This window comes from Variovorax sp. JS1663 (genome assembly GCF_002157355.1).
In the GTDB taxonomy this organism is placed as follows: domain Bacteria; phylum Pseudomonadota; class Gammaproteobacteria; order Burkholderiales; family Burkholderiaceae_C; genus Variovorax.
Window position 1 is genome coordinate 41,321 of the sequence record NZ_LYMK01000029.1, and the last position, 25,673, is coordinate 66,993.

At 69.2% G+C, this 25,673-nt stretch carries 24 protein-coding genes and 1 riboswitch; of the genes, 9 read left to right on the top strand and 15 right to left on the bottom strand.

All coding sequences use genetic code 11. The features are described 5' to 3' along the window. Positions 1–40 precede the first annotated feature (40 nt). Positions 41–1,213 (bottom strand): isovaleryl-CoA dehydrogenase, encoded by a 1,173-nt coding sequence (locus A8M77_RS22520; protein ID WP_086923741.1) that lies wholly within the window; start codon positions 1,211–1,213, stop codon positions 41–43. 174 nt (positions 1,214–1,387) lie between these two features. Here A8M77_RS22520 and A8M77_RS22525 point away from each other — a divergent pair, with 174 nt between their 5' ends. Together A8M77_RS22525 and A8M77_RS22530 are read left to right on the top strand one after the other, a co-directional pair. Next, entirely contained in the window at positions 1,388–2,407 is a 1,020-nt protein-coding gene (locus tag A8M77_RS22525) for an AraC family transcriptional regulator (RefSeq protein ID WP_086923742.1), read from the top strand. 75 nt (positions 2,408–2,482) lie between these two features. Next, positions 2,483–2,680 (top strand): hypothetical protein, encoded by a 198-nt coding sequence (locus tag A8M77_RS22530; protein WP_086923743.1) that lies wholly within the window; start codon positions 2,483–2,485, stop codon positions 2,678–2,680. Here the strand turns inward: A8M77_RS22530 and A8M77_RS22535 are convergent, their stop codons facing one another. The 5 genes from A8M77_RS22535 to A8M77_RS22555 all read right to left on the bottom strand — a co-directional run bounded on the left by A8M77_RS22535 (position 2,681) and on the right by A8M77_RS22555 (position 7,944). Next, entirely contained in the window at positions 2,681–3,373 is a 693-nt protein-coding gene (locus A8M77_RS22535; protein ID WP_086923744.1) for an HAD family hydrolase, read from the bottom strand. A 47-nt stretch (positions 3,374–3,420) separates the two neighbouring features. Further along, positions 3,421–5,304 carry a phosphomethylpyrimidine synthase ThiC gene (thiC, locus tag A8M77_RS22540; protein WP_086923745.1) on the bottom strand — a complete coding sequence of 628 codons (1,884 nt, stop codon included), beginning with the start codon at positions 5,302–5,304 and terminating at the stop codon, positions 3,421–3,423. Positions 5,305–5,383: 79 nt separating this feature from the next. Next, positions 5,384–5,491, bottom strand: a riboswitch (TPP riboswitch). Positions 5,492–5,518: 27 nt separating this feature from the next. Next, positions 5,519–6,484 carry a VTT domain-containing protein gene (locus tag A8M77_RS22545; RefSeq protein WP_086923746.1) on the bottom strand — a complete coding sequence of 322 codons (966 nt, stop codon included), beginning with the start codon at positions 6,482–6,484 and terminating at the stop codon, positions 5,519–5,521. Positions 6,485–6,486: 2 nt separating this feature from the next. Continuing rightward, the gene (locus tag A8M77_RS22550; protein ID WP_086923747.1) at positions 6,487–7,329 is read right to left on the bottom strand and encodes a DUF3047 domain-containing protein; all 843 of its coding nucleotides are present in this window, start codon (positions 7,327–7,329) and stop codon (positions 6,487–6,489) included. 186 nt (positions 7,330–7,515) lie between these two features. Continuing rightward, complete coding sequence (locus tag A8M77_RS22555; RefSeq protein ID WP_086923748.1) at positions 7,516–7,944, bottom strand: YchJ family protein; 429 nt, start codon at positions 7,942–7,944, stop codon at positions 7,516–7,518. 82 nt (positions 7,945–8,026) lie between these two features. Here A8M77_RS22555 and A8M77_RS22560 point away from each other — a divergent pair, with 82 nt between their 5' ends. Beyond that, positions 8,027–8,770 carry a helix-turn-helix transcriptional regulator gene (locus tag A8M77_RS22560; protein WP_086923749.1) on the top strand — a complete coding sequence of 248 codons (744 nt, stop codon included), beginning with the start codon at positions 8,027–8,029 and terminating at the stop codon, positions 8,768–8,770. A gap of 6 nt (positions 8,771–8,776) precedes the next feature. On the opposite strand, the gene iaaH is transcribed toward A8M77_RS22560, so the two are convergent. The 8 genes from iaaH to A8M77_RS22600 form a co-directional block, all read right to left on the bottom strand. Then, entirely contained in the window at positions 8,777–10,300 is a 1,524-nt protein-coding gene (iaaH, locus tag A8M77_RS22565) for an indoleacetamide hydrolase (RefSeq protein WP_086923750.1), read from the bottom strand. Positions 10,301–10,382: 82 nt separating this feature from the next. Continuing rightward, on the bottom strand, positions 10,383–11,513 hold the full coding sequence (locus A8M77_RS22570) for an acyl-CoA dehydrogenase family protein (protein WP_086923751.1): 1,131 nt from the start codon (positions 11,511–11,513) through the stop codon (positions 10,383–10,385). Between the two features lie 19 nt (positions 11,514–11,532). Beyond that, positions 11,533–12,780, bottom strand: coding sequence for a glutamate carboxypeptidase (locus A8M77_RS22575; protein ID WP_086923752.1), 1,248 nt, complete (start codon positions 12,778–12,780; stop codon positions 11,533–11,535). A gap of 127 nt (positions 12,781–12,907) precedes the next feature. Then, the gene (locus tag A8M77_RS22580; RefSeq protein ID WP_086923753.1) at positions 12,908–13,420 is read right to left on the bottom strand and encodes a hypothetical protein; all 513 of its coding nucleotides are present in this window, start codon (positions 13,418–13,420) and stop codon (positions 12,908–12,910) included. Positions 13,421–13,523: 103 nt separating this feature from the next. Continuing rightward, a complete protein-coding gene (locus A8M77_RS22585) occupies positions 13,524–14,708 on the bottom strand; it encodes an acetyl-CoA C-acyltransferase (protein ID WP_086923754.1) in 1,185 nt (394 codons plus the stop codon). A gap of 163 nt (positions 14,709–14,871) precedes the next feature. Further along, a complete protein-coding gene (gene aceK / locus A8M77_RS22590) occupies positions 14,872–16,683 on the bottom strand; it encodes a bifunctional isocitrate dehydrogenase kinase/phosphatase (protein WP_086923755.1) in 1,812 nt (603 codons plus the stop codon). A 9-nt stretch (positions 16,684–16,692) separates the two neighbouring features. After that, positions 16,693–17,421: a carbonate dehydratase gene (gene can / locus A8M77_RS22595; RefSeq protein ID WP_086923756.1), complete on the bottom strand. Its 729-nt coding sequence runs from the start codon at positions 17,419–17,421 to the stop codon at positions 16,693–16,695. Positions 17,422–17,461: 40 nt separating this feature from the next. Further along, complete coding sequence (locus A8M77_RS22600; RefSeq protein ID WP_086923757.1) at positions 17,462–17,857, bottom strand: MerR family transcriptional regulator; 396 nt, start codon at positions 17,855–17,857, stop codon at positions 17,462–17,464. Positions 17,858–17,955: 98 nt separating this feature from the next. Between A8M77_RS22600 and A8M77_RS22605 the strand changes: the two genes are divergently transcribed. The 6 genes from A8M77_RS22605 to A8M77_RS22630 all read left to right on the top strand — a co-directional run bounded on the left by A8M77_RS22605 (position 17,956) and on the right by A8M77_RS22630 (position 24,753). Then, complete coding sequence (locus A8M77_RS22605) at positions 17,956–19,017, top strand: MBL fold metallo-hydrolase (protein ID WP_086923758.1); 1,062 nt, start codon at positions 17,956–17,958, stop codon at positions 19,015–19,017. Next, positions 19,014–20,339: a leucine-rich repeat-containing protein kinase family protein gene (locus A8M77_RS22610; protein ID WP_086923759.1), complete on the top strand. Its 1,326-nt coding sequence runs from the start codon at positions 19,014–19,016 to the stop codon at positions 20,337–20,339. The genes A8M77_RS22605 and A8M77_RS22610 overlap by 4 nt, the downstream gene beginning before the upstream one ends. Before the next feature lie 5 nt (positions 20,340–20,344). Continuing rightward, complete coding sequence (locus tag A8M77_RS22615; RefSeq protein ID WP_086923760.1) at positions 20,345–21,244, top strand: pseudouridine synthase; 900 nt, start codon at positions 20,345–20,347, stop codon at positions 21,242–21,244. A gap of 53 nt (positions 21,245–21,297) precedes the next feature. After that, positions 21,298–21,954, top strand: a complete 657-nt coding sequence (locus tag A8M77_RS22620) for a response regulator (protein WP_086923761.1) — start codon at positions 21,298–21,300, stop codon at positions 21,952–21,954. Beyond that, positions 21,947–23,767: an ATP-binding response regulator gene (locus A8M77_RS22625; RefSeq protein WP_086923762.1), complete on the top strand. Its 1,821-nt coding sequence runs from the start codon at positions 21,947–21,949 to the stop codon at positions 23,765–23,767. The genes A8M77_RS22620 and A8M77_RS22625 overlap by 8 nt, the downstream gene beginning before the upstream one ends. Before the next feature lie 215 nt (positions 23,768–23,982). Continuing rightward, complete coding sequence (locus A8M77_RS22630) at positions 23,983–24,753, top strand: SDR family oxidoreductase (protein ID WP_086923763.1); 771 nt, start codon at positions 23,983–23,985, stop codon at positions 24,751–24,753. Between the two features lie 22 nt (positions 24,754–24,775). On the opposite strand, the gene A8M77_RS22635 is transcribed toward A8M77_RS22630, so the two are convergent. Then, positions 24,776–25,666 (bottom strand): M48 family metallopeptidase, encoded by an 891-nt coding sequence (locus A8M77_RS22635; protein WP_086923764.1) that lies wholly within the window; start codon positions 25,664–25,666, stop codon positions 24,776–24,778. Between the last annotated feature and the right edge of the window lie 7 nt (positions 25,667–25,673).

Consider the following 25,673-nt stretch of genomic DNA (forward strand, 5'->3'; position numbering starts at 1 on the left):
GTGCCCTCACCCTAACCTCTCCCAAAGGGAGAGGGAATCATCACGCCGTCTCGGCGAACAGTTCGCGCCCGATCAGCATGCGGCGGATCTCGCTGGTGCCGGCCCCGATCTCGTACAGCTTGGCATCGCGCCACAGCCGCTCGACCGGGAACTCCTTGGTGTAGCCGACGCCGCCCAGGGCCTGGATCGCCTCGCCGGCCATCCAGGTCGCCTTCTCGGCCGAGTAGAGGATGGCGCCGGCCGCGTCCTTGCGGAAGGTGCGCGCATGGTCGGCGCGATCACAGGCCTTGCCCACGGCATAGACGTAGGCGCGGGTGGCCTGCCAGGTGGAGTACATGTCGGCCAGCTTGCCCTGCATCAGCTGGAACTCTCCGATGCTCTGGCCGAACTGCTTGCGCTCGTGCACGAAGGGGATCACCGCGTCCATGCAGGCGGCCATGATGCCGAGCGGTCCGCCCGACAGCACGGCGCGCTCGTAGTCCAGGCCGCTCATCAGCACCCTGGCGCCCTGGCCCTCCCCGCCCAGCACGTTCTCCTCCGGCACCTCGCAGTTGTCGAAGAACAGCGGGAAGGTGTTGGAGCCGCGCATGCCCAGTTTGTCCAGCTTGGTGCCGGCGGAGAAGCCCTTGAAGCTCTTCTCCACGATGAAGGCAGTCATGCCGCGCGCGCCCATCTCGGGCTCGGTCTTGGCGTAGATGACCAGGGTGTCGGCGTCGCCGCCGTTGGTGATCCACATCTTGCCGCCGTTGAGCACGTAGCGGTCGCCCTTCTTCTCGGCGCGCAGCTTCATGCTGACCACGTCGGAGCCGGCATTGGGCTCGCTCATCGCCAGCGCGCCGACGTGCTCGCCGCTCACCAGCTTGGGCAGGTACTTCTTCTTCTGGGCTTCGCTGCCGTTGCGGTGGATCTGGTTGACGCAGAGGTTGGAGTGGGCGCCATAGGACAGGCCGACCGAGGCGGAGGCGCGCGAGACCTCTTCCATCGCCACGATGTGGGCCAGGTAGCCGAGCTCGGTGCCGCCGTATTCCTCTTTCACCGTCATGCCGTGCAGGCCGAGCTCGCCGAGCTTCTTCCACAGGTCGTGCGGGAAGAGGTTCTCGCGGTCGATCTCGGCGGCGCGCGGCGCGATCTCGTGGGCGGCGAAGTCGGCGATCGCGTTGCGCAGCGAGTCGATGGTCTCGCCGAGGTCGAAGTTGAGGCCGGGGTCGTGCATGGGGCTGTCTCCTGGGGTGCGGGTTCGGTCGCGTCGGAAATCCCGCGCGGCAGCCGCAGCTTACGCCGGGTGCCGTTGCATTTGGCGTCACAATGGTTGCATATTGCGCCATCGAAATTCCGAAGATCCGTGACCGCCTCCCCTTTCAAGCCAGCCAGCCGCGCTGCCACGCCCATGGCCTTCGTGCGAGCGATCGTGCTGGGCTACGAGCGCTACGGCAAGGATCCGTCGCAGGCCCTGGCTCAGGCACAGATTGCGCCGCGCGAGCTGGCCCGACCGCAGGCCCGCGTGACGGCGGCCCAGTTCGAGACGCTGTCGGGCCACGCGATGCAGGAGCTGGACGACGAGGCGCTGGGCTGGTTCCGCCGCCGCCTGCCCTGGGGCACCTACGGCATGCTGTGCCGGGCCTCGCTGAGCGCGCCCAACCTGGGCGTGGCGATCAAGCGCTGGTGCCGCCATCACCGCCTGCTGACCGAGGACATCGGCCTCGAGCTCACGGTGGCGGACGGGCTGGCCACGGTCACGATCCGCGAACACGTGGCGCTGGGCGCGCTGCGCGAGTTCTGCCTGGTGTCCAACCTGCGCTTCCTGCATGGCTACGCCTCCTGGGTGATCGATTCGCGCGTCTCGCTGCGGTCGGCGCGCTTTCCCTTCGAGGCGCCGCCGCACCACGATGCCTACCCGCTGATGTTCGGCGGCGAGCTGCATTTCGGTGCCGAGGCCGCGAGCTACAGCTTCGACGAGCGCTACCTGGCACTGCCGCTGCGCCGCGACGAGCAGACGCTGCGGACCATGCTGCGGCGCGCCCTGCCGCTGACGGTGCTGCAGTACCGCCGCGACCGGCTGCTGGGGCAGCGGGTGCGCGAGCTGCTGCGCGCGCAGGGCCGGCAGGCAGCCACGGCGGAATCGCTGGCCGTGCTGCTCAACGTCTCGGCGCGCACCCTGCACCGGCAGCTGCAGGAAGAAGGCCTCTCGCTGCAGCAGCTCAAGGACGCGGTGCGCCACGAGCAGGCGGCCGAGCAGTTGCGGCGCACCGAGCGGCCGATCAAGAACATCGCGCTCGGGGTCGGATTTCGCAACGAGAAAAGCTTCTCGCGCGCCTTTCGCACCTGGTCCGGGATGACCCCGGGGGCATTCCGGCGCACCGGCGCAACTGGACAAAAGGAGGGGTTGTCGCGCGGCGAGAATTTGTGACAAAGTTCGCCGCCCCGCCGCCGCATGCGCTCAACGCCGACAGGCGGCGTCCCCTTCTCCGCCTAGGATCGAGGCATGCAGATTCCCGACACCGACACTTCCGAATACGCGGCGCTGATCGAGTTTGCCGCCACCTCGGGCCGCTCTCGGGTTCACCCTCATGTCGAAAAGAACGCCGACCAGCTCATTGCGCGCTTCTGGTCTACCCGCGCGCAGGCCATGACCCAGGCGCTGACCGCGATGGCCAAGGCCGCCGTCCGGAAGCGCGACTGATCAGGCCGGCACGGCGGGCCAGGCCGCCAGCAGCGCTGGCAACTGCGCCATGTCGCTGAACACGTGCGCCACGCCGGCCGCCCGCAGCGCCTCCGGGCCGCTGTGACCCAGGTCGCCGGGGCTGTAGCCGAACACCGTGGCGCCGGCCGCGACGCCGGCGGTGGCGCCGGTCACCGTGTCCTCCACCACCGCGCAGCGGGCCGGGTCCACGCCCAGCGCCGCGGCGGCCGCCAGGTAGACGTCGGGCGCGGGCTTGGAGCGCGGCGTCTCGTGGCCGCTGAAGATGCGGCCTTCGAAGGCATCGAGCAGCCCCACCTTCTCCAGTTGCAGGCGCACCTTGTGCCGGTCGGCGCCCGACGCGCAGGCGATGCGGCCGTCCAGCGCGCGATGCAGGGCGCGCACCGCGACCGGCGCGCCGGCGATCTCGATCAGCTCGCTGTCCAGCGCCGCATTGCGCCGCTGCCAGAATTCGGCCAGCCAGTCGGGCGTGACGGTGAAGCCGGTCTTCGCCTCGATCAGCGCGGTTTCGTCGCGGACCGCCTTGCCGGTGAAGATGCGCATCGCCTCCTGCGCGCTGAGCTGCCAGCCCAGCTCGCCGAGCATCTCGGCGAGCACGCGGTTGGTGATGGGTTCGGAGTCGACGAGGACGCCGTCGCAATCGAAGAGGACGGCGTCGAAGGGAAGAGAAGGCATGAAGCGATGGTAACCACCACTTCATGCCGTTCCATGCCGCTGCTGGCTCAGGCCGTCTGGATCGGGATGTACATCTCGCCGCCCGCCGCCTTGAACTCGGCCGACTTGCCGGCCATGCCATCGGCCACCGCCGCCTTCTCGTCGAGGCCGCGCGAGGCCGCGTACTCCCGCACCTCCTGCGTGATCTTCATCGAGCAGAACTTCGGCCCGCACATGGAGCAGAAATGCGCCACCTTGCTGGCGTCCTTGGGCAGGGTCTCGTCATGGAACTCGCGCGCGGTGTCCGGGTCCAGGCCCAGGTTGAACTGGTCCTGCCACCGGAACTCGAAGCGCGCCTTGGACAGCGCGTCGTCGCGCGCCCGCGCGCCTGGATGGCCCTTCGCCACATCGGCCGCATGGGCCGCGATCTTGTAGGCGATGATGCCCTGCTTCACATCCTCGCGGTCGGGCAGGCCCAGGTGCTCCTTGGGCGTGACGTAGCACAGCATCGCGGTGCCGGCCCAGCCGATCATGGCGGCGCCGATGGCGCTGGCGATGTGGTCGTAGCCCGGCGCGATGTCGATGGTCAGCGGCCCCAGCGTGTAGAAGGGCGCCTCGTGGCAGTGCTTGAGCTGCTCGTCCATGTTGGCCTGGACCATGTGCATGGGCACGTGGCCGGGGCCCTCGATCATGGTCTGGACATCATGCTTCCATGCGATCTGCGTGAGCTCGCCCAGGGTGCGCAGCTCGGCGAACTGGGCCTCGTCGTTGGCATCGGCCGCGCAGCCGGGACGCAGGCCGTCGCCGAGCGAGAAGCTCACGTCGTAGGCCTTCATGATCTCGCAGATGTCCTCGAAGTGCGTGTAGAGGAAGCTCTCCTTGTGGTGGGCGATGCACCACTTGGCCATGATCGAGCCGCCGCGCGAGACGATGCCGGTGCGGCGGTCCGCGGTCAGGTGGATGAAGGGCAGGCGCAAGCCGGCATGGATGGTGAAGTAGTCCACCCCCTGCTCGGCCTGCTCGACCAGCGTGTCGCGGTAGATCTCCCAGGTCAGGTCTTCGGCCACGCCGCCCACCTTCTCGAGCGCCTGATAGATCGGCACGGTGCCGATGGGCACCGGGCTGTTGCGCACGATCCAGTCGCGCGTGGTGTGGATGTTGCGGCCGGTGGAGAGGTCCATCACGTTGTCGGCGCCCCAGCGGATTGCCCACACGAGTTTCTCCACCTCCTCCTCGATGCTGGAGGTCACGGCCGAGTTGCCGATGTTGGCGTTGATCTTGACCAGGAAGTTGCGGCCGATCGCCATCGGCTCGACTTCGGAGTGGTTGATGTTGGCGGGGATGATGGCGCGGCCGCGCGCCACTTCGTCGCGCACGAACTCGGGCGTGATGAGCTTCGGGATCTGCGCGCCCATCGGGTTTCCGGCCAGGCGCTTTTCGCGCGCCGCATCGGCCAGGTACTCGGCCATCCACTCGCGCCGGCCGTTCTCGCGCAGCGCCACGTATTCCATCTCGGGGGTGACGATGCCGCGGCGGGCGTAGTGCATCTGCGTCACATTGCGTCCGGATACGGCGCGGCGCGGCTGGCGCTGCAGGCCGGAGGCGGCGGCGCGAAGCCCGGCCAGTTTCTGCGCGTCGCGGTCGGCATGGGTGGCGCCGTCGTCGAGCATCTGGCGCACGCGGCCGATGTAGGGCTCGGTGTCGTTGCGCTCGGCGATCCACGCCCCGCGCACGCTGGGCAGGCCGCGGCGCACGTCGATCTCGGCCGCGGGATCGGTGTAGGGCCCGGAAGTGTCGTAGAGCGACACGACCTCGCCGTTGGTCAGGTGCACGTCGCGCACCGGCACCTGGATGTCGGGGCGTCGCGGACTGACGATGGTGCTCTTGGTGGACGCGGGAAAGGGCTCGCGCGTCAGCGTGAGCAGGGAGGCGAACTTGTAGTGGTCATTCACGGCGGGGCACTCCTTCGGTTGGATGGGTGCTCCGCAATCGCTCCAGGATCGGCGCGACGGAAAAAAGGGAATTCCGTGGCCGGGGAGTCGCAGCTCTTCTTACGCTGGTATGAACCAGATCAAGTTCGCGGGTTCGGCCAACTTGGCCATCTCAGCACGCAGCCTGCGTGCACCCCGGAGCGGGATCGATTCTAGGGGGCGATCGCGCCGGGGATCAAGCGGGATGTGCGGCGACGTCCGCCAGCGGCGCCGGCGCGGAGGCCAGTGCGTCGGCCGCCACCCAGGCCGCGATGCCCCCGGCGAGCACGCGCACACGCGGCAGGCCGGCCTGGTTCAACAGGCGCGCAGCCGCAATGGCCGTCTCGTCGTTCGGGCAATCGCAGAACACCACCAGCTCGCGTGCCGCCTGCAGCTCGGTCAGGCGATCCGCCAATTGGCCGTAGGTGATGCCAACGGCACCAGGCAGGACACGCTCGTCGATGAGGCGCGTTTCCACCGAGCGCAGATCGACCACCGTGAGGCGCCGGCCGGCATCGAGCGCCTCGCGCAGCGCGCTCACCTCGATGTGCTCGATGTCCTCGCCCCGGCGCGCGATGCGGCGCGCCCGGTAGCGCCAGCCGACGAAGACCGCCAGCAGCAGCGCACCCACCACCGTGGCCGTGAGACCGACACTGGACATCACGGCCAGCACGTCCTGGATGGCCGCGTGGAACATAGCACCGAGGCCCAGGAAACCCAGCGACCAGATCAGCGCCGCCAGCGTCTCGTAGGCGATGAAGCGCGTGTTCGACATGCCCAGCGCCCCCGCCATCGGCGGTGCGACCACCGACACGCCCGGCACGAACTTGGCCGCGATCAGCGACAGGCCGCCCCAGCGGCCGAGAATCGATTCGCTGCGGCGCACGCAGGTGTCGGCCGACAGAGAGATGCGGCAGAGGAAGCGCATCACACGGTAGCCCCAGCGGCGCCCGGCCAGAAACCAGGCACCGTCACCGACGATGTTGCCCAGCACCGCGGCCAGCAGCACCACCCCGAAGGACAGCTGGCCGCCCGCGGCCAGCCCGCCGGCCACGACCAGGAACGGCGCCGCCGGCACCGGCGCACCCAAGCGCGTCGCCGCCGTGGCCAGGAAGACCACGACGGCGCCTTGTGCGGAGAGAAGGGCGATGAGGTCGTTCATCGCTACTCTCCCGTGCCGGCGCGTGCCGGTGGCAGGACGGCCGCGGCGCTGCGCGTGCTGGTCACGCTGCGCAGGTCGATGTCCGAGAAATAGGCCAGGCCATGGCCATGCGTGTTGTCGGCGTCGGCCGAGACCGCCACCGCGATCACGTCAGGCAGCGTGTCGCCCGCCTCTTCGCCGAAGGCGCGGCGGTAGTCGGCCAGCAGATTGCGGCGCTCGCCGAGCCAGTTGCCGGCCGTGCCGGTCGGGCCCGATTCGAGCACCACCATCCGGATGCGCCGGGTGAAGGCATTGACCAGCTCGGTGCCCTTGGCTTCCTTCTGGTCCCACACGTAGCACAGGGCCTCGGTGGGCACGTCCTCGCCGGTGGTACGGCGCGCCAGCGCGATCTTGGTGCGCTCGCCGAAGGACAGGCGATCGGCCGGGAAGTCGAAGAAGACGCACAGCTTGGCCGCGCCGTCGTCGCCGGCGCGGCTGCGCAGGTCGGCGTCCTGCACGAAGGCGTCGACGCGCCAGCGCCAGGCCAGCGTGGTGGAGGGATTGAGCGGCACGCGGGTGGCATGCACCAGGTTGCCGTAGGACTGGTCGGCCTCGACCTTGAGGACCTTCTTGCCGCCTTCCTGGACCACCTCGAAGCGGGTGGGCGTCTTGCCGGGCAGGCTGGCGAAGCGCCAGGGCTCGGGCGCCTGGGTGCCGCGCGCGCTGGAGAAGGGCGCCACCACGGCCTCGTCCGCCCGGGCGATGGCCGGCGTCGCCAGCCAGAGCGCAACGGCGGCGATCGGCGCGGCCATCACCGCGGCGATCCAGCGGTGAATGGTCGGGATGATCGTGCTGCGCGCTGCCATGGTGTCCTCGGTCGTACTTCCTGCTTGAGTCTGGGGGGAGTCTGAGGGTGAAAGCGCCGCAGATAAAGTAGCCAGAAGGAATCGGACTGTCTCCTTTTCGCGCACAATGCGCGGCCCCGCTATCGAATCCGTAGCAAACCACCCAGCCTGGATGCGACGATCGCGCAGCCCAGGCGCCGGAGCGAATCAGCGCAGGTCGCCGTCGAGGTAGTACCAACGGAGGAGGCCACCCTGCCCCACCTCGCGCATGAAACGGCTGCGCTCGTGCAATCGCGTGGCCGCGCCCGAGCGGCCGCGCTGGCGGGCGACGAATTCCACCTCGGCATGGTCCGCATCGACGGCGCGATGGGCGCGCACCTCAAGGCCCAGCCACCGGGTGCCCGGCTCGAAGTCCAGGCGCTCGGGCCGCTTCGATGAATGCCAGGTGGCCAGCAGATACTCGGCGCGCTCGCACACGAAGGCAGCGTAGCGCGAGCGCATCAGGGACTCGGCATCGGGCGCGGGCGTGCGCTCGAAGTCGTCCAGGTAGCGGCCGCAGCAGGCCGCATAGGCGAGCGCGGCGCCGTGGCGGTCTCGGCGGCCGCAGGGGCAGGGATCGGGCAAGGGACCGGGCATGGCGCTGCGGATTGTCCCCCTGGAACGCCCCATGGCGCGCCGCTTGCTCGCGCCCTAGTCTCCGCACGAGGAGAAAACGGCGATGTACCTCAAGACTTCGGAACAACAGGCGCTGCGCCGCATCTTCGCGCTGCTCGCCGAGGACGCCGGCGAGCGCGAAATCCGCGAACACATGGGCTGGGCGCTGCTGGACCTGCTGCAGGCGGACCAGTTCGCCTCCTTCGTCTGGGACGCGGACAGCGGCAGCTTCGGCCGGCGGGTCGCGCTCAACATGGACCCGGGCAATCTCGACCGCTATGCGCAGTGGCACCAGCACCACGATCCGATCACCTTCGTGCTGCAGTCGCGCCGGCATGCCACGCGCGTGACCGAGGTGATGCCGCAGCGCGAACTGATGCGCACGCCCTTCTTCAACGACTTCCTCGCGCGCGACGGCCTGCACTGGGGCTTGAACCTGCATGCCTTCGACGGCCAGTGCGCGCTGGGCGACCTGCGCATCTGGCGGCGCCGTGGGCGCGGCGATTTCGGCGAGCACGAGACATCGCTGGTCGACCTGATCGAGCCGGCCTTCATCGGTGCCCTGCAGCGCGCGCAGCGGCGGGCCTGGCCGGCGACTGTGCGCGAGGCCGCCTGGGCCAGCCTGAGCCCGCGCGAGCAACAGGTCGCGCATGCCGTCTGCGAAGGCCTGACCGACAAGGAGATCGCGCGGCGCACGGGCGTCGGCGTGCCGACGGTGCGCACCTACCTGCGGCGCATCTTCGCCAAGCTGGGCATCGAGCGGCGCGCCGCCCTCGCCGCCTGGGCGGCGCCGGGCACGGGGCACTGAGCCCCTTTACTTGGCCGGCGCCGGCACGCGGCCGAGCACCCCCTCCACAGCCATCCCGACCGCCAGCAGGCGCCGGTCGCTGCCGGCCGGGCCGTCAAGCTCCAGCCCCACCGGCAGGCCGCTGGTCGCGCCCAGCCCCGACGGCAATTGCAGCCCCGGAATACCGGCATTGCTGCCGGGATCGGTGTTCTGGATCAGCAGGCCGAAGTTCTCAAGGCTGCTGGATTCCGGATTGGCCGGCAGCGCCACGCGCGGCACGGTGGGAAAGACCAGCGCGTCGAGCCGGTTCTTCTTGAAGGTGTCGCGGTAGAGCTTCTGCAACGCCGGCCGCGCCTTGCGCATCGCGTTGTCGTACACCGGCTTCGCATCGACCACGCCCTTCTCCGCCGGCAGCTTGCGCGGCAGCACCAGGCCGTCGAAGGTGCCCTTGACGTCCGGGCTGGCGATGCCGGCCGCCAACTGGCGGATGTCGACGCCGGCGCGGTACCTCGTCAGGTAGGCGGACAGGTCGTCGTGGATCTCGTAGAGCGCCACCGGGAAGCTGACCGCGCCATTGAGCTCGGCCAGCTTCGGCATCTCCACATCGACCAGCGTGACGCCCGCGGCGCGCAGCTTGGCCAGCGCGGCGTCGGTGGCGACGCGGGTGTCCTCGTCGAGGTTGGCGTAGAAGCCCTTCACCACGCCGAGCCGCACGCGCTTCGGATCGGCCGCGACCACCGGCGCGCCGCCGGCGATGGCGCGGTCCAGCAGCGCCAGGTCGGCCACCGAGAGCCCCATGGGTCCGGCGGTGTCGCGCGTGTGCGAGATCGGCACGATGCCCTGTTGCGAATAGCGGCCCACGGTGGGGCGCAGCGCCGCGCAGCCGTTGAAGGCGCAGGGGATGCGCACCGAGCCGCCGGTGTCCGTGCCCAGGGCGGCCGGCGCCATGCGCGCGCCCAGCGCCGCGCCGTTGCCCGACGAGGAGCCCCCGGCCACGCGGCTCGCGTCGTAGGCATTGCGCACGCCTACCTCGGGCCCGCTCTGGAAAGCCGGGTTGTAGCCGCTGACGCCGAAGGCCAGCTCGTGCATGTGGGTCTTGCCCAGCACGACGGCGCCGGCCGCGCGCAGCTTGGCGACCACCGGTGCGTCGGCACCCGCCACGAAGCTCTTGAGCGCGGGCGTGCCGGCGCTGGTCGGCAGGCCCAGGACCTGGATGTTGTCTTTGATCACCACCGGCAGCCCGCCCAGCGGCTTGCAGGGCCCGCCGCGCTTGCGCACCGCATCGGCCGCGCGCGCGGCCTTCATGGCGCCGGCCTCGTCCAGGGTGATGAAGGCGTTGAGCTGCGCCTTGGCCTTGGCCTGCGCGAGGTAGGCCGAGACCAGTTGCTCGCTGGTCAGCGAGCCGGCGCACAGCCGGGCGGCGGCGTCGCTGGCGGTGAGCGTGGCGATGTCGGGTGGCGCGGGCTGCGCGAGCGCGCATGGTGCAAGGACAGCCGCGCACAGCGCGGACACCGCGGCGCGAACGGCACGGACCCGAAGGGGGATGGGCATGGCGGACTCCTCCGTGAAGCGAAGCCGCCATGTTGCGCCGGCTGGCGGCGCCTGTCTGTCATCCGTATCGATGACAGGCGTCTCAGGCCAGCGCTCGCTGGATCAGCAGCTTCTGGATGTCCGAGGTGCCTTCGTAGATCTGGCACACGCGCACGTCGCGGTAGATGCGCTCCAGCGGGAAGTCGTTGACGTAGCCATAGCCGCCCAAGGTCTGGATGGCCGCGCTGCAGACCCGTTCGGCCATCTCGCTGGCGAACAGCTTGGCCATGGCCGCCTCCTTCAGGCAGGGCAGGCCGGCATCGCGCAGGCTGGCCGCATGCCAGATCAGTTGCCGCGCGGCCTCCAGCTGCGTCGCGCAGTCCGCCAGGCGGAAGCCCACCGCCTGCTGCTCGAAAATGGCCTGGCCGAAGGCCTGCCGCTCCTTGGCATACGCGATGGCGACCTCGAAGGCGCTGCGCGCCATGCCCACGCTCTGGGCGGCGATGCCGATGCGTCCGCCCTCCAGCGCGCCGAGCGCAATCTTGTAGCCCTCGCCTTCCTGGCCGATCAGGTTCTCGGCCGGGATGCGGCAGCCGTCGAAGTTGATCTGGGCGGTGTCGCTGGAATGCTGGCCCAGCTTGTCCTCCAGCCGGGCCACGGTGTAGCCGGGCGCATCGGTTGGCACGATGAAGGCGCTCATCCCGCGCTTGCCCGCGCCCTTGTCGGTGACCGCGATGACGATCGCGACCTGCCCGTTCTTGCCGCTGGTGATGAACTGCTTGACGCCATCGATCACCCAGCCGTCGCCGTCCCTGCGCGCGGTGGTGCGCAACGACGACGCATCGCTGCCCGCCTGCGGCTCTGTCAGGCAGAAGGCGCCGAGCATCTGTCCCTGCGCCAGCGGCTGCAGCCATTGCTTCTTCTGCGCCGCATTGCCGTAGCGCATGAGGATGGCGTTGACCGGGCAGTTGGTGACGCTGATGGCGGTGCTGGTGCCGCCGTCGCCGGCCGCGATTTCCTCCAGCACCAGGGCCAGGGTGAGGTAGTCGAGGCCAGCGCCGCCGTCCTCCTCGGGCACGCAGATGCCGTAGGCGCCCAGCGCCGCGAGGCCGGCATGCGCCTCCTTGGGGAACAGGTGCTCGCGGTCCCAGCGCGCGGCATGGGGCCACAGCTGTTCCTGCGCGAAGGCGCGCACCGCGTCGCGGATGGCTTCCTGGTCGGGGGTCAGCAGCATGGGGCCTCCTGGGTGACGGTCACTTCGAGGCGCCGAGGTCCATGATCAGCTTGCCGGCCATGTACAGGCGGCGCGGGATCGCGTCGATCATCACGTACTCGGCCTGGTCGCTGTGGTAGCCGAAGCCCGGCAGGCCCAGGCTCTCGATCACCGGCTTGCCGGACAGGGCGGCATAGGCGGCGTCGGTGCCGCCGCCGGTGCGCTCCTCGATGCCCAGGGTGCCGCCGGCCTCCTTGTAATAGACCACCGCCTTGTCGACCAGCTTCTTGCCGCCCTCGCCCGCATTGAAGGCCGGACGGCCGCGGGTGACCAGCACCTGGACCTCCGCGTCCTTGAGCTTCTTCTTCTGCGCGCGCTCCTGCAGCGTCTTCATCGCGGCCTCGAAGTCCTCGTTGCGCGCGTAGCGCACATCGGCATTGAGGGTGGCGCTGTCGGGGATGATGTTGGAGACCGCGCCAGCCTTGGCGATGGTCCAGTTGAAGCGCAGGTTCTTCGACTTGTCGTCCAGGTCCATGGTGCGCAGCACCAGGTCGGAGGCCTCGACCAGCGCGTTGACGCCCAGCTCCGGCGCCGCGCCCGCGTGCGAAGCCTTGCCCTTGATGTTGACCTGCACGTAGGCGATGCCGGAGGTGCCCAGCGACAGCTTCTCGGACTCGGCACCGGTGGGCTCGAAGGACAACACGAAGTCGCTGGCCTTGGCCTCTTCCTGGATCAGGTCGCGCGAGCCGAAGGAGCCTTTTTCCTCGTCGGTGTTGTACAGCACGGTGAGGGTGCCGAAGTCCTGGAAGCCGCGCGCCTTCAGCAGCTTGAGGGTGTGCAGGATGACGGCGTTGCCGCCCTTGTCGTCCGCGATGCCGGGACCGTAGGCCTTGTTGCCCTCGACGCGGAACGGCGCCTTGGCGAGGATGCCCTTGAGGTACACCGTGTCCATGTGGGACATGAGCAGGATGTTCTTGCCGCCCTTGCCCTTGAGCTTGCCGACGATGTTGTCGCCGACCACCAGGCCGGCCGACTTGTGTCGGGTGACGGTGAAGCCCAGCGCCTTGAGCTCGTCCTTGAAGAACTTGCCGGCAGCCGCCAGACCTTCGGCATCCCCTGTGCCGGTCTCGATGTTGACCAGGCGCTCCAGCGTCTTGACCACGGCCGGCTGTTCGGCGGTGGCGGCCGCGAACAGGGCCTCGTCACGGGTCTGGCTCCAGGCAGTGGACGCAAGAAAGGCAGTGGAAAGAAGGGCGGCCAGTGCGCTGTGATGGAAGGCCGGATGCATGTGGTGAGTCTCCCGTAATGGATTAACACTCCATTCTAGGAGTGCATGTATGCGACAGGAGCTGCCAGGCGCAGGCGCAAAAAAAGTCACCGGCGCCTGCCGGTGATCGCAAAAATTGTCAGGCGCTTCAGGCGGCCTGCAGCGAGGCAGCCGACCTCGCGAGGGCACGCGCGCTGAGCTGCGCGCTGGTTCGCAGCACGCCTTGCCAGTACCGCTCCACCGCCTCGAGGCCGCCGGCCTTTTCCTGCTGCTCGAAGGGCAGGAACAGGGTCCAGTCGTTGAGGCCGAGGAAATGAGAACGAAAGACGTCGCCGTGAAAACCCGCAGTCTCTTCTGCCGTCACATCCCGCGTGATGTAGCGGCCGTTCGCGAACTGGGCTTCGAGGGCATCGAGATAGGCGCCGGCCATGGCGACCCGAATCCTGGCGAGCTCGTCCTCGGTGAGGCGCTGCGCGGTCTCCAGCGAAAGACCGGGCACGACACCGCCTTTCGTGCCGGCAGCCCCGTCGATGTCGCCGGTCGCCCAGCATGCGTAGTAATAGCCGCGGTCCGCGAAATAGCTGTAGAACGAAACGACGCGCCCCCTGGACAGGAGAGCGCGCAGCTCGCGGCACTGGACCTTCGAGATCGAAGATGGCATGAACACTCCAGCAAGGGTCGATCGCACACCGAATGGCGGTACCCCTTGCCCACATCACCGCCTTCGACCCGGCTCGAACTGCAGTTATCGTGCCCGCGCGCATTCAGACCAGTTCGAGCGCGACGGCGGTGCCTTCGCCGCCGCCGATGCACAGCGTCGCCACGCCGCGCTTCTTGCCCTTTTGCTGCAGTGCATGAATCAGCGTGACCATGATGCGCGCGCCGCTCGCGCCGATCGGGTGGCCCAGGGCGCAGGCGCCGCCATGCACGTTGACCGCCGCGTGCGGCACGCCGAGCTCGTGCATCAGCGCCATCGGCACCACGGCGAAGGCCTCGTTGACCTCCCACAGGTCCACGTCCTTCACGCCCCAGCCGGTCTTCTTGAAGAGCTTGGCCACCGCCCCCACCGGCGCGGTCGAAAACCACTCGGGCTGCTGCGCATGGGTGGCGTGACCGAGGATGCGCGCGATCGGCTTGGCGCCCAGCTTCTTCGCGGTGCTCTCGGTCATCATCACCAGCGCCGCCGCGCCGTCGTTGATCGAGGAGCTGGAGGCGGCGGTGATGGTGCCGCCCTCTTTCTTGAAGGCAGGCTTGAGCGTGGGAATCTTGTCGAGCCTGACCTTGCCCGGGCCCTCGTCGATCTCGATCAGCGTGTCGCCGGCGCGGCCCTTGACCAGCACCGGCGCGATCTCGGCCTTGAAGGCGCCCGAGCTGGTGGCCGCCTTGGCGCGCTCCACGCTGGCGATGGCGAACTCGTCCTGCTGCGCGCGCGTGAACTTGTACTTGGCGGCGCAGTCCTCGCCGAAGGTGCCCATGGAGCGGCCGGGCTGGTAGGCGTCCTCCAGGCCGTCGAGCATCATGTGGTCGAAGATGCGGTCGTGGCCCATCCGGTAGCCGCCGCGGCCCTTGAGCATCAGGTAGGGCGCGTTGGTCATGCTTTCCATGCCGCCGGCCACCATCAGCTCGTGGGTGCCGGCCAGCAGCATGTCGTACGCCAGCATCGCGGCCTTCATGGCCGAGCCGCACATCTTGCTGAGGGTGACGGCCCCCGCGCTGTCGGGCAGGCCGCCCTTGTAGGCCGCCTGGCGCGCCGGGGCCTGGCCCTGGCCGGCCATCAGGCAGTTGCCGAACAGCACCTCGCCGACAGCGTCGGCCGCGATGCCGGCACGCTCGACGGCGGCCTTGATGGCCACGCCGCCGAGGTCATGGGCTGCGAGGGAAGAGAAATCGCCCTGGAAGCCACCCATGGGGGTGCGGGCGGCGCCGACGATGACGATGGATTCACTCATGAACGATCTCCTTGAAAAAAATGGTCTGTCGTCAGTTCAAAGTCACATGCCCTTCATAGGCCTATTCAGGGAACACCGCGGACCGGCTTTGCCGGGCCGCTGGTGTTGCCCCCAGTGAGGGGGTTGGCGGAGCGACACGAAGTGCGCACAGCCTGGGGGAAAGCTAAAAATAAGGGGCGTGGCCGTCGTGGTGGAAACGGTGGGCCTCGTCATAGGGAAACACGTCGAGCATCTGGCCGGCCTGGATGCGCTCTTTGTGGCTCTGCCAGAAGCTCGCGTCGAGCAGGTCGGCATGGTGGGCCATGAAGGCCCGACGCACGGCCTCGTTGCCGAGCAGGAAAGGGCCGAAGGTCTCGGGGAACACGTCCTTCGGGCCGACCGAATACCAGACTTCGCCGCTCAGCTCGTCCTCCTCGTTGCGAGGGGTCGGCACGCGGCGGAAGTTGCATTCGGTGAGGTACTCGATCTCGTCGTAGTCGTAGAACACCACCTTGCCGCCGCGCGTGACGCCGAAGTTCTTCCACAGCATGTCGCCGGGAAAGATGTTGGCCGCGACCATGTCCTTGATGGCATTCCCATACTCGACCACCGCATGCTCCAGCTGCTTGCCCGCCCGCTGGGCGTGCTCGGGATGCTCCATCTGGTCGAAGGCCTCCTGCAGGTAGATGTTCAGCGGGATCATCCGGCGCTCGATGTAGACGTGCTTGAGCACCACCTCCATCTCCCCGTTGCCGTCGCGGTCGCCGATCTCCAGCTGGCTGGGGGCGAACTGCCGGATCTCCTCGATCAGCTCCGGCTCGAATCGGTCCAGCGGGAAGCCGACGTTGCTGTACTCCAGCGTATCGGCCATGCGGCCCACGCGGTCGTGCTGCTTGACCAGCATGTACTTGCTCTTGATCTGCTCGCGCGTGGTGTCCTTCTGCGGAGGGTAGAAGTCCTTGATCACCTTGAACACGTAGGGGAAGGACGGCAGGTCGAACACCAGCATCACCATGCCCTTGATGCCCGGGGCGATGCGGAACCTGTCGGTGGAGTAGTTCAGGTGGTAGAGGAAGTCGCGGTAGAAGAGCGTCTTGCCCTGCTTGGCCAGGCCCAGGGCGTTGTAGATCTCGGCCCGCGGCTTGCGCGGCATCAGCGAGCGCAGGAACTGCACGTAGGCCGATGGCACCTCCATGTCGACCATGAAGTAGGCCCGCGCGAAGCTGAACAGCATCTGCAGGTCCTCTTCCCCGAAGAGGGCTGCGTCGATGTAGAACTTGCCCGCGCGGTCGTGCAGGATCGGCAGCGCCAGCGGCAGCTCGATGAAGCCGTTGATGATCTTGCCCACCACGTAGGCGCCCTTGTTCCGGTAGAAGAGACCCGACAGCACCTGCACCTGGAAGTTGGCGCGCAGCTTGACCTGGTGGAAACGCCCGAGGATGGCAGCGGCCACGCGCTCGGCGTCACGCTGGATGTCGGCGAAGCGCCCCAGCAGCGCATAGTCCTCCAGCAGCTGGCGGACCGTGTCGGCCAGCGTGTGCTGCTCGGGGTAGTAGGCGCGATAGGTCGGCGCGCCGCGCGGCTCGAGGTACTCGGTGCTGACGGCCGGCCGCACGAAGATGAAGTCGTTCTGGAAGTAGGCCCGGTGCAGGATCTTGGTGGTCACCGAGTTGAAGAAGGTCTCGGCCAGCTCGGGCTGGTGGTGGTCGACCAGGAGGCCGATGAAGTGCAGCTTGACCTGGTGCCACACGTCCATGGGCTGCTCGCCGGCCTTGAACTCCTTCTCGAGCCGGGCCACGGCCTCGCTCACGCGCAGGTCGTAGAACTCGATGCGCTCCCGCTGGGCGCGCTGCTGGCCCGACCAGTCGGCCGTCTCGAACCGGTGCTTGGCCCGCGCCGACTCGGCGCGGAACAGCCGGTAGTGGCGGTCGAAACCGTCACGCATCGCCTTCGCGATGTCGTAGGCCAGCGGCGAGTCGAGGCGCTGCGGGAACATGGGCGTCGTTCAGGCGGCCGGCTGGGCCTCGCCGGGACCGGGCTGCTGGGCCTGCTGCTCCTCGGCCAGCTTGCTCCACTTGTAGCGGATGCGCTGCACGGCGGCCTTGTACAGCGCCTCGATCGGCTTGGACCCGTCGAGCGTCATGCCCAGGTCCTGCAGCAACCCGTCGTGCACGCCGAAGGCCCAACCGTGGATGGCGACGGACTGGCCGCGGCTCCAGGCATCTTCCATGACGGTGCTGACCGCCACGTTGATCACCTGCTCGGTCACGTTGAGCTCGCACAGCGCATTGGCGCGCAGCGCCTCGGGCAGGGAGTTGAGCAGCACGCGGTGACGGTCGCGCACGTCCTGGATGTGGCGGATCCAGTTGTCGGCCAGGCCGATGCGCGCGCCTTCCAGCGCGGCCTGGACGCCCCCGCAGCCATAGTGCCCCACCACCATGATGTGCCGGACCTTGAGGCGCTCGACCGCGAACTGGATGGCCGACAGCGCGTTGAGGTCGGAGTGCACCACGATGTTGGCCACGTTGCGGTGGACAAACACCTCGCCCGGCTCCAGACCTGTGATCTGGTTGGCCGGCACGCGGCTGTCGGAGCAGCCGATCCACATGTACTTGGGCGTCTGCTGCTTCACCAGGCTGGTGAAGAAGCCGGGACGGTCGCGCTCCATGCGTGAGGACCAGGAGCGGTTGTGGGCGAAGAGGTCCTCGAGGTTGTCGGGCGTGTCGTTGTCCATGGTCTTCTTGCGGTTGGGTTGGGGGATGGTGAAGGGGTTGTCAGCGGTTCTTCGGCCGGGTCGCCCGCGCGAGCGCCGTCCGGGCCTGTCTTTCCTGGGCGCGCACCTCGGCGAGATTGGCCTGCAGCACCTCGAGCTGGGCCTCGAGCTGAGCCCGGTGGCCGCCCAGCACGCCGAGGAAGCGCTCCAGCTGGGCCACCGTGTCGCGCGGGCTGTCGTACATGTCGAGGATGTCCTTGACCTCGTTGAGCTTGAGGCCCAGCCGCTTGGCGCGCAGCGTGAGCGTCAGCCGCGTGCGGTCGCGCGCGCTGTAGACGCGCTGCTGGCCGGCGCGCGCGGGCGCAAGCAGGCCCACGTCCTCGTAGAAGCGGATGGCCCGGGTGGTGAGGTCGAACTCGCGGGCGAGCTCGCCGATGGTGAAGGTCTGCGTGGACATGAATCGGGTCGGCCATCCCGGCGGCGACAGCGGATTCTGCCGCTGCTGCCTACAATGATGGGTCTTCCCCATGACGTTTACGTTAACGTCAATCGTACATGAACCTCCTCGAACGCGAACTCCATTACCCCCACGGCGACCTTCTCCCGGCTCCGGGCAGCAGTTTCGAGGTTCTGCCGGGCGTACGGTGGCTGCGCATGGCGCTGCCCTTCGCGCTGGACCACATCAACCTCTGGCTGCTGCGCGACGAGATCGACGGCGTGGAGGGCTGGTCGGTGGTCGACTGCTGCATCGCGCACGACGCATCGCGCGCGCAATGGGAACAGATCTTCGAGAACGAGTTGCAGGGCCTGCCCATCCTGCGGGTGATCGTGACCCACATGCATCCGGACCACATCGGCCTGGCCGACTGGCTGTGCCGGCGCTGGAACGCCCCGCTGTGGATCAGCAGCACCGACTACCACGTTGCGCGCGTGCTCACCTCCAGTGGCGACACGCTGGCCGGCGGCGACGCGGCGGCGGACTTCTTCGCCTCGCATGGCATGACCGACCCCGAGGCGCTGAACGTGATCCGCGGACGCACCGGCTACTACGCCAACATGGTGCCCTCGGTGCCCGCTGCCTACGTGCGAATGATGGACGGCGACACCGTGCGCATCGGCGGGCGTGACTGGCGCTGCATCAGCGGTTACGGCCATGCGCCGGAGCACATCTCGCTGTACTGCGAGGCGCTGCATGCCCTGCTCGGCGGCGACATGATGCTGCCGCGCATCTCCAGCAACGTCAGCGTGCATGCAGGCGAGCCGGAGGCCGACCCGCTGCGGCTGTTCCTCGACAGCATCGACCGCTTCAATGCGCTGCCGGCCGACACGCTGGGCTTGCCCTCGCACGGCAAGCCTTTCACCGGGATCCACCAGCGCGTGAAGCAGCTGCGGGACCATCATCGCGACCGCCTGGCGGAACTGCAGGAAGCCTGCACCACGCGGCCGCTGTCCGCGGCCGAGGCCCTGCCCATCCTCTTCAAGCGCGCGCTCGACGTGCACCAGACCACCTTCGCCATGGGCGAGACGGTGGCCCACCTGCACACGCTGTACTTCCGGGGGCTGCTGCAGCGCCGCCGGGGCGAGGACGGGATCTGGCGTTTCGGCGCTTCTGCATGAACAGCCTCGAGCAGTTGCAGGCCGGGGCGCTCGCAGGCGCCCGGCGGCTGACGCTGCGCTGCGGTCTCACCGAGTTCCCGCGAGAGCTCTTCGATCTGGCCGACACCCTGGAGGTGTTGGACCTGTCCGGCAATGCGCTGTCGGCGTTGCCGGAGGACCTGAACCACCTTCACCGGCTGAAGGTGCTGTTCTGCTCCGACAACCGCTTCACCGAGCTGCCCGCCGCGCTCGGGCACTGCATCCGGCTCGAGATGGCGGGCTTCAAGGCCAACCGCATCCGGACGGTGCCGGCCGAGGCGCTGCCGCCTGCGCTGCGCTGGCTGATCCTGACCGACAACGAGGTCGAGGCGCTGCCCGCCGAGATCGGCCGCTGCGCACGACTGCAGAAGCTGATGCTGGCCGGCAACCAGCTGCGGACCCTGCCGGTCGAGCTGGCTGCCTGCCGGGGCCTCGAACTGCTGCGGATCTCGGCCAACCGCCTCGAGGCCCTGCCCGGCTGGCTGCCCGCCATGCCCCGGCTGGCCTGGCTGGCCTTCGCGGGCAACCCCTTCGACGACCGCGCCGAGGCCGCCGCGGTGGAAGCGGCAGCCATCCCGGCGGTCCGCTGGCAGTGCCTGGCGCTGCGCGAGCGGCTGGGCGAAGGCGCCTCCGGCGTGATCCACCGGGCGGACTGGGCGCAGGACGACGGCAGCCTGCGGCCGGTCGCCGTGAAGCTGTTCAAGGGCGCCGTCACCAGCGACGGCTGGCCGCACAGCGAGATGGCGGCCTGCATGGCCGCCGGCGCGCATCCGGGCCTGATCGCCGTCGAGGGCCGCATCCAGGACCATCCCGACGGAACGCCAGGCTTGGTGATGGCCCTGGTGGACCCGCGCTTCGGCAACCTGGCCGGACCGCCCAGCCTGGAATCCTGCACCCGCGACGTCTACGCCGAGGAGGCCCGCTGGCCGCTCGCGGCCGCGCTTCGACTGGCGCACGGCGTCGCCTCGGCGGCCGCGCAGCTGCATGAGCACGGCATCCTGCATGGCGACCTCTATGCGCACAACATCCTGTGGGACGGCGAGGGTGCGGGGCGCCTGGGCGATTTCGGCGCCGCCTCCTTCCTGCCGCCGGATGACCCGGACGCCGCCTTCGCCCTGCAACGTGTCGAGGCGCGCGCCTTCGGGCTGCTGCTCGGGGAACTGCTGGCGCGCAGCCGGCCCGAGGACGAAGCCGACCGGCAGCGGCTGACACGGTTGACCGATCTGCAGGCGCGTTGCACCCAAGCCGAGGCCCATGCGCGCCCACGGTTGGCCGAGATCGCCGCGGCCCTCGCCGCCGCCTGAGGCCCATGCCCATGCCCGCCGCGCCGCTGCCCACCCGCGACGGCGTCGGTCCGAGCCGGGTCGCCCTGCCGCCCGGCCCCTGGCCCACCATCGCGGACTTCCTGGCGCAGCGCTTCACCGCCATCTCGCGCGACACCTGGGAGGCGCGCATGCGCGCGGGCGAGGTTGTGGATGGGCAAGGCGTACCCGTCACGCCGGAACGCCCCTACCAGCCGCGGCTGCATATCTATTACTACCGTTCGCTCGAGCAGGAGCGCCCCGTGCCCTTCGAGGAGCAGGTGCTGTTTCGCGACGCGCACCTGCTCGCGGTGGACAAGCCCCATTTCCTGACCGTCGCGCCGGTGGGCAAGTACGTGCAGCAGAGCCTGCTGGTGCGGCTGCAGCGCCGGCTGGGCATGGACCAGCTCGCACCGCTGCATCGCATCGACCGCGAAACCGCCGGCGTGGTGCTGTTCTCGGTGCAGCCGGCCACGCGGCATGCCTACCACGCCCTGTTCGCCGACCGCGCGGTCGACAAGCAGTACGAGGCCATCGTGCCCTGGGACGGCACCGCCGTGCTGCCGCCGATGCGCCACAGCCGTCTGGTGGACGACACGCATTTCATGCGCATGCGCGAGGCCGACGGCGAGCCCAATGCCGAGACGCGCTTCGAGCTGCTGGAGGTCCGCGACGGCTGGGCGCGGCTGCGCCTGTCGCCACGGACCGGCCGCCGGCACCAGCTGCGCGTGCACTGCGCCGCACTGGGGCTGCCGATCCGCAACGACACCCTGTACCCGACGCTGCTGCCCGAGGGCGCGGACGACTTCGACCGGCCCCTGCAGTTGCTGGCGAAGTCGCTGGCCTTCCGCGACCCGATCGACGGGCAGCCCCGAGAATTCACCAGCACCAGGTCCCTCTTTTTCTGAGGGAAACCACGCTCCGACCAAAGTCGAAGCCCATTCAATCCGGACCCGATCTGATGAATACTTGGACTCCGATGAACGTACTGATGATCGACGATCACGTGATGTTCCTGCAGGGCATGAAGAACCTGCTGAGCGTCCTGGTGCCCGAGCTGCGCGTGGAGACCGCAGGCGACATGAGCAATGCCGTCAAGCTGGTGGAGCTGGCCGAGTTCGATCTGGTGCTGCTGGACTGGCACCTGGCCGACTGCAACGGCGAGGAGTCGATCCGCCGGCTGCGCGACGCCGGCTGCCTGGCCCGCATCGTGGTGCTCTCGGGCGACACGAACGCCACCATGATCCGCAACACGGTGGACCTGGGCGCCGCCGGCTTCATCCCCAAGAAGTACAGCTCGGAAATGATGGTCGCGGCACTGGAACAGGTGCTGGCCGGGCGCATCTTCCTGCCGCTGGAAACCCTGAACGCGCCGCCGCCGCCACCGGCCGAGGATCGCCCCGCCAACGACCCCCGGCTGACCGGCCTCACGGCCCGGCAGATGGACGTCTACCGCGCAGCCGCGCGCGGCCTGCCCAACAAGCTGATCGCGCGCCAACTCAACATTGCCGAGTCCACCGTCAAGGCGCACCTCACGGCGGTCTACACGGCCCTGGGCGTGCGCAACCGGACCGAGGCCGCCTACCAGGCCTCGCGCGAGGGCGTGCGCATTGACTGATGCCGCCGCCTCCGCGCCGGTGCCGCTGACCGGCACGTCGCGCGAGGCGCGGGTCGAGCGGCGCGTCCTCGAGCGCCGGCTGGCGCTGATCCTGCAGTACTCGCGGCGCCTGCCGCTCAACTATCTGGGCTACATCCTGGTGGCGGTCATCGTCCACCGCCAGGGCGTGCAGTTCTGGCCCTGGGTCTGGCTGGCGCTGACCGGCGCGGTCATGGTGTATCGCTGGCGCCTGGGCCTGGCGGTGGAGCAGACGGACCCCGAGACGCAGCTGCAGTACCTGCCCAGACTCCTGCGCGGCTTCGACTTCAACGGCGTCTCGACCGCCGCCATCGTCCCCTTCGTCTTCTACGCGCCCGGCAACTTCGCGCCGCTGGCGGTCGCCGCCGTGCTGATGGCCGGCTGCACCATCGGCGCCGCCTCGGTCGCGGGCTCGCAGCGCGCCTTCGTCGGCTTCTGCACCCTCACCTTCTGCTTCCTGGCCGCCGGCTGGGCCTGGCGCGGCGGCGCGGTGGGCTACATGTTCGCGGCCGGCATCGGGCTGGTCTATTTCATGCTGCTGGCCACCGTCAAGGACCAGGGGCAGATGCTGCACAAGCTGATGAGCGTGGTCGACGACAACGCGGTGCTGTCGGAGGTCGTGCGCCAGGAGCGCGACCGCGCCACCGCCGCCAGCGAGGCCAAGACCCGCTTCTTCGCGGCCGCCAGCCACGACCTGCGCCAGCCGCTGCACGCGCTGTCGATCAACGCCACCACGCTGGACATCCTCGCGCGGCGCTCGCCCGATCCGCTGCTCAAGGAGGTCAGCCGCGGCATCGGCAGCGCGCTGCGCCAGAGCAGCGGCCTGCTCGACGGCCTGCTGGACATCTCTCGCCTGGACGCCCACACCATCGAGGCCAAGTTCTCGCCGCACGACATCGGCGCGGTGCTGCGCGCCTCGCGGGACGAATACGCAGCCCTGGCGGGCCAGCAAGGCCTGTTCCTCAAAGTGGTGGCACCGGAAACGCCGCTGTGGGGCCTGACGGACGCCGACCAGTTGATCCGCATCGTCGGCAATCTGGTGAACAACGCGATCAAGTTCACTGCACGCGGAGGCGTGACGCTGTCGGCCGAGGCGGGGGCCGACGGGCGCGTGCTGGTGCGGGTGAGCGACACCGGCCCCGGCATCCCGGAGCAGGAACGCGAGCGGGTGTTCGAGGAGTTCTACCAGATCGGCAACCCGTCGCGCGACCGCAGCCAGGGCCTGGGACTCGGCCTGGCGATCGTGCGGCGCACCGCCGAGCTGCTGAAGATCGAGATCGGGCTGGAGAGCGAGTCCGGGCAGGGCACCACCTTCACCCTGCACATCCCGCCCGCGGTGCCGCTGGACGTTCGCCGCCCGGAGGCCGCCAACGTCGTGGCGCGCTCCTTCGACGGCACGCGGCTGGCCGTGCTGCTGGTGGACGACGAGGCCGAGGTGCTGTCCGCGATGTGCACCTACCTGCACGAGCTGGGCTGGTCGGTCCGCGGCGTGGCCACCGGCAACCAGGCCGAGCATGCGCTGGCCGAAGGGTTCAAGCCCGACGTGATGGCGGTGGACTACCGCCTGCGCGAGGAGACCGGCCTGGAGGTGATCGAGCGCATCCGCCGGCACCGGCCCGAGCTGCCGGCCGTGATCGTGACGGGCGAGACCGCGCCCACGCGCTTCCGCGAATTCTCGACGGTGGCGGCGCGCGTCCTGCACAAGCCGCTGGACGGCGACCGGCTCGCGCGCACCCTGCAGGAGGTGGTGCTGGCGCTGGACGAGGACATGCGGCAAGCTGTGGCGCCTAAGTGACGCCCGGCGCCTCGCGCGCGCACTAAGCTTGTCTCCATCTCAGTTGCTCCACCGTGCTGCGCACGACCCGCGACCCATGAAGCGATGCGGGTCGGTCGGGGAACACCGCGGAACCGGCTTTGCCGGGCCGCTGGTGTTGCCCCCGGCGAGGGGGTTGGCGGACCACACGAAGTGGGGGAGCCTGGGGGAGAGCTTCATTTCAGGAGACACAGCGCATGGACACCACCCGACTCTTCTCGCTCGAGGGCCGCAGCGCCCTCATCACCGGCGGCTCGCGCGGCATCGGCCGCATGATCGCCGAGGGCTTTCTCGCCCAAGGCGCCCGCGTCTACATCTCGGCGCGCAAGGCCGAGGCCTGCGACCAGACGGCCCAGGAGCTTTCGGCCTTCGGCCACTGCGTCTCCCTGCCGGCGGACGTGTCCACCCTCGAGGGCGCCAAGGCGCTGGTCGCGGCCTACGCGAAGCACGAGAGCACGCTGGACATCCTGGTCAACAACGCCGGCGCCGCCTGGGGCGCACCCTACGACGAGTTCCCGGAGAGCGGCTGGGACAAGGTGGTGGACCTCAACCTCAAGACCCCCTTCTTCCTGACCCAGGCGCTGACGCCGATGCTCAAGCGGGCGGCCACCGATCACCTGGCGAAGGTGATCAACATCGCCTCGATCGACGGCATCTCGGTCAATCCGCAGGAGACCTACTCCTACGCCGCGAGCAAGGCCGGGCTGATCCAGCTCACGCGGCGGATGGCGCTGCGGCTCGCCCGGGAGCGCATCGTGGTCAGCGCGATCGCGCCGGGCGCCTTCGCCTCGAACATGAACAAGGATGCGCGCGACCACGGTGAAGAGATCAAGGGCCGCATCCCGGCCGGACGCATCGGCGAACCGGAGGACATGGCGGCGGCGGCGATCTACCTGGCCTCGCGGGCCGGCGACTACGTGATGGGCTCGACGCTGGTGGTCGACGGCGGCGTCACGCACGCCCGCTAGGCTAGCCGGCGGCGGCCGGGACTCACCACTTGGGAACCGGCTGGTCCTTGAGCTGCTGCCGCAGCGCGCCGTAGTCCGGCACCACGCTCTCCACCGTTTCCCAGAAGCGGTGGCTGTGGTCCATCACCCGCAGGTGGGCCAGTTCGTGCGCCACCACGTAGTCCACCACCGGCATCCGGAAATGCACCAGGCGCCAGTGCAGGCGGATCGCGCCGTCCGCGCTCGCGCTGCCCCACCGGGTCGAGGCGTTCGACAGCGACAGCTTGTTCCACCGCACGCCCAGTTGCGGCGCGAAATGGTCGAGCCGCTCGGTGAAGATGCGCCGCGCCTGGCGCATCAGCCAAGCCTGCGCCGCATCACGGATCTGCTCCGGGCCGGCGCTGTTCGCCACCGCCAGGCGCAGGACGCGCGCCTGTGTGCCGGAACCGGCGTCCAGCATCGCGCCCACGCCCGCGAAGCCATGCTCCGGGTCCAGGCGCACCAGCACGGGTTCCCCCAGGAAGGGGAAGACCGCGCCGTCTTTCCATTCGATCCGCGTCGCCTCCAGCTTCGCATGGCGCTGTTGTGTCTCGGCCAGCTTGCGCAGAATCCAGTCGGCCTTTTCCTTCACCGCGGCATCGACGTCGCGCAGCGCCACCCAGCGGGGCGCTCGAACCGACAGCCCGTCGGCGCCCACCACGAAGCCGATGGTGCGGCGCTTGCCGCGGATGAACTCGAAGGCCACGCGGGCGTTGCCCAGCAGCAGCTCGCGCGTGGCACGCGGATGGATGAAGCTCGCCGGGATCAGTGCGTCCGCCAGAGGAATGGCGGGCGGCACGGGCGCTTCGAGCGCGGTTGCGCGAAGCGCTGGCGGCGGAGGGGGCGGTGCCGGTGGATCGAAGAGATCCAGCGTGAGCTGCAGCAGGCTGCGCATGATGCCT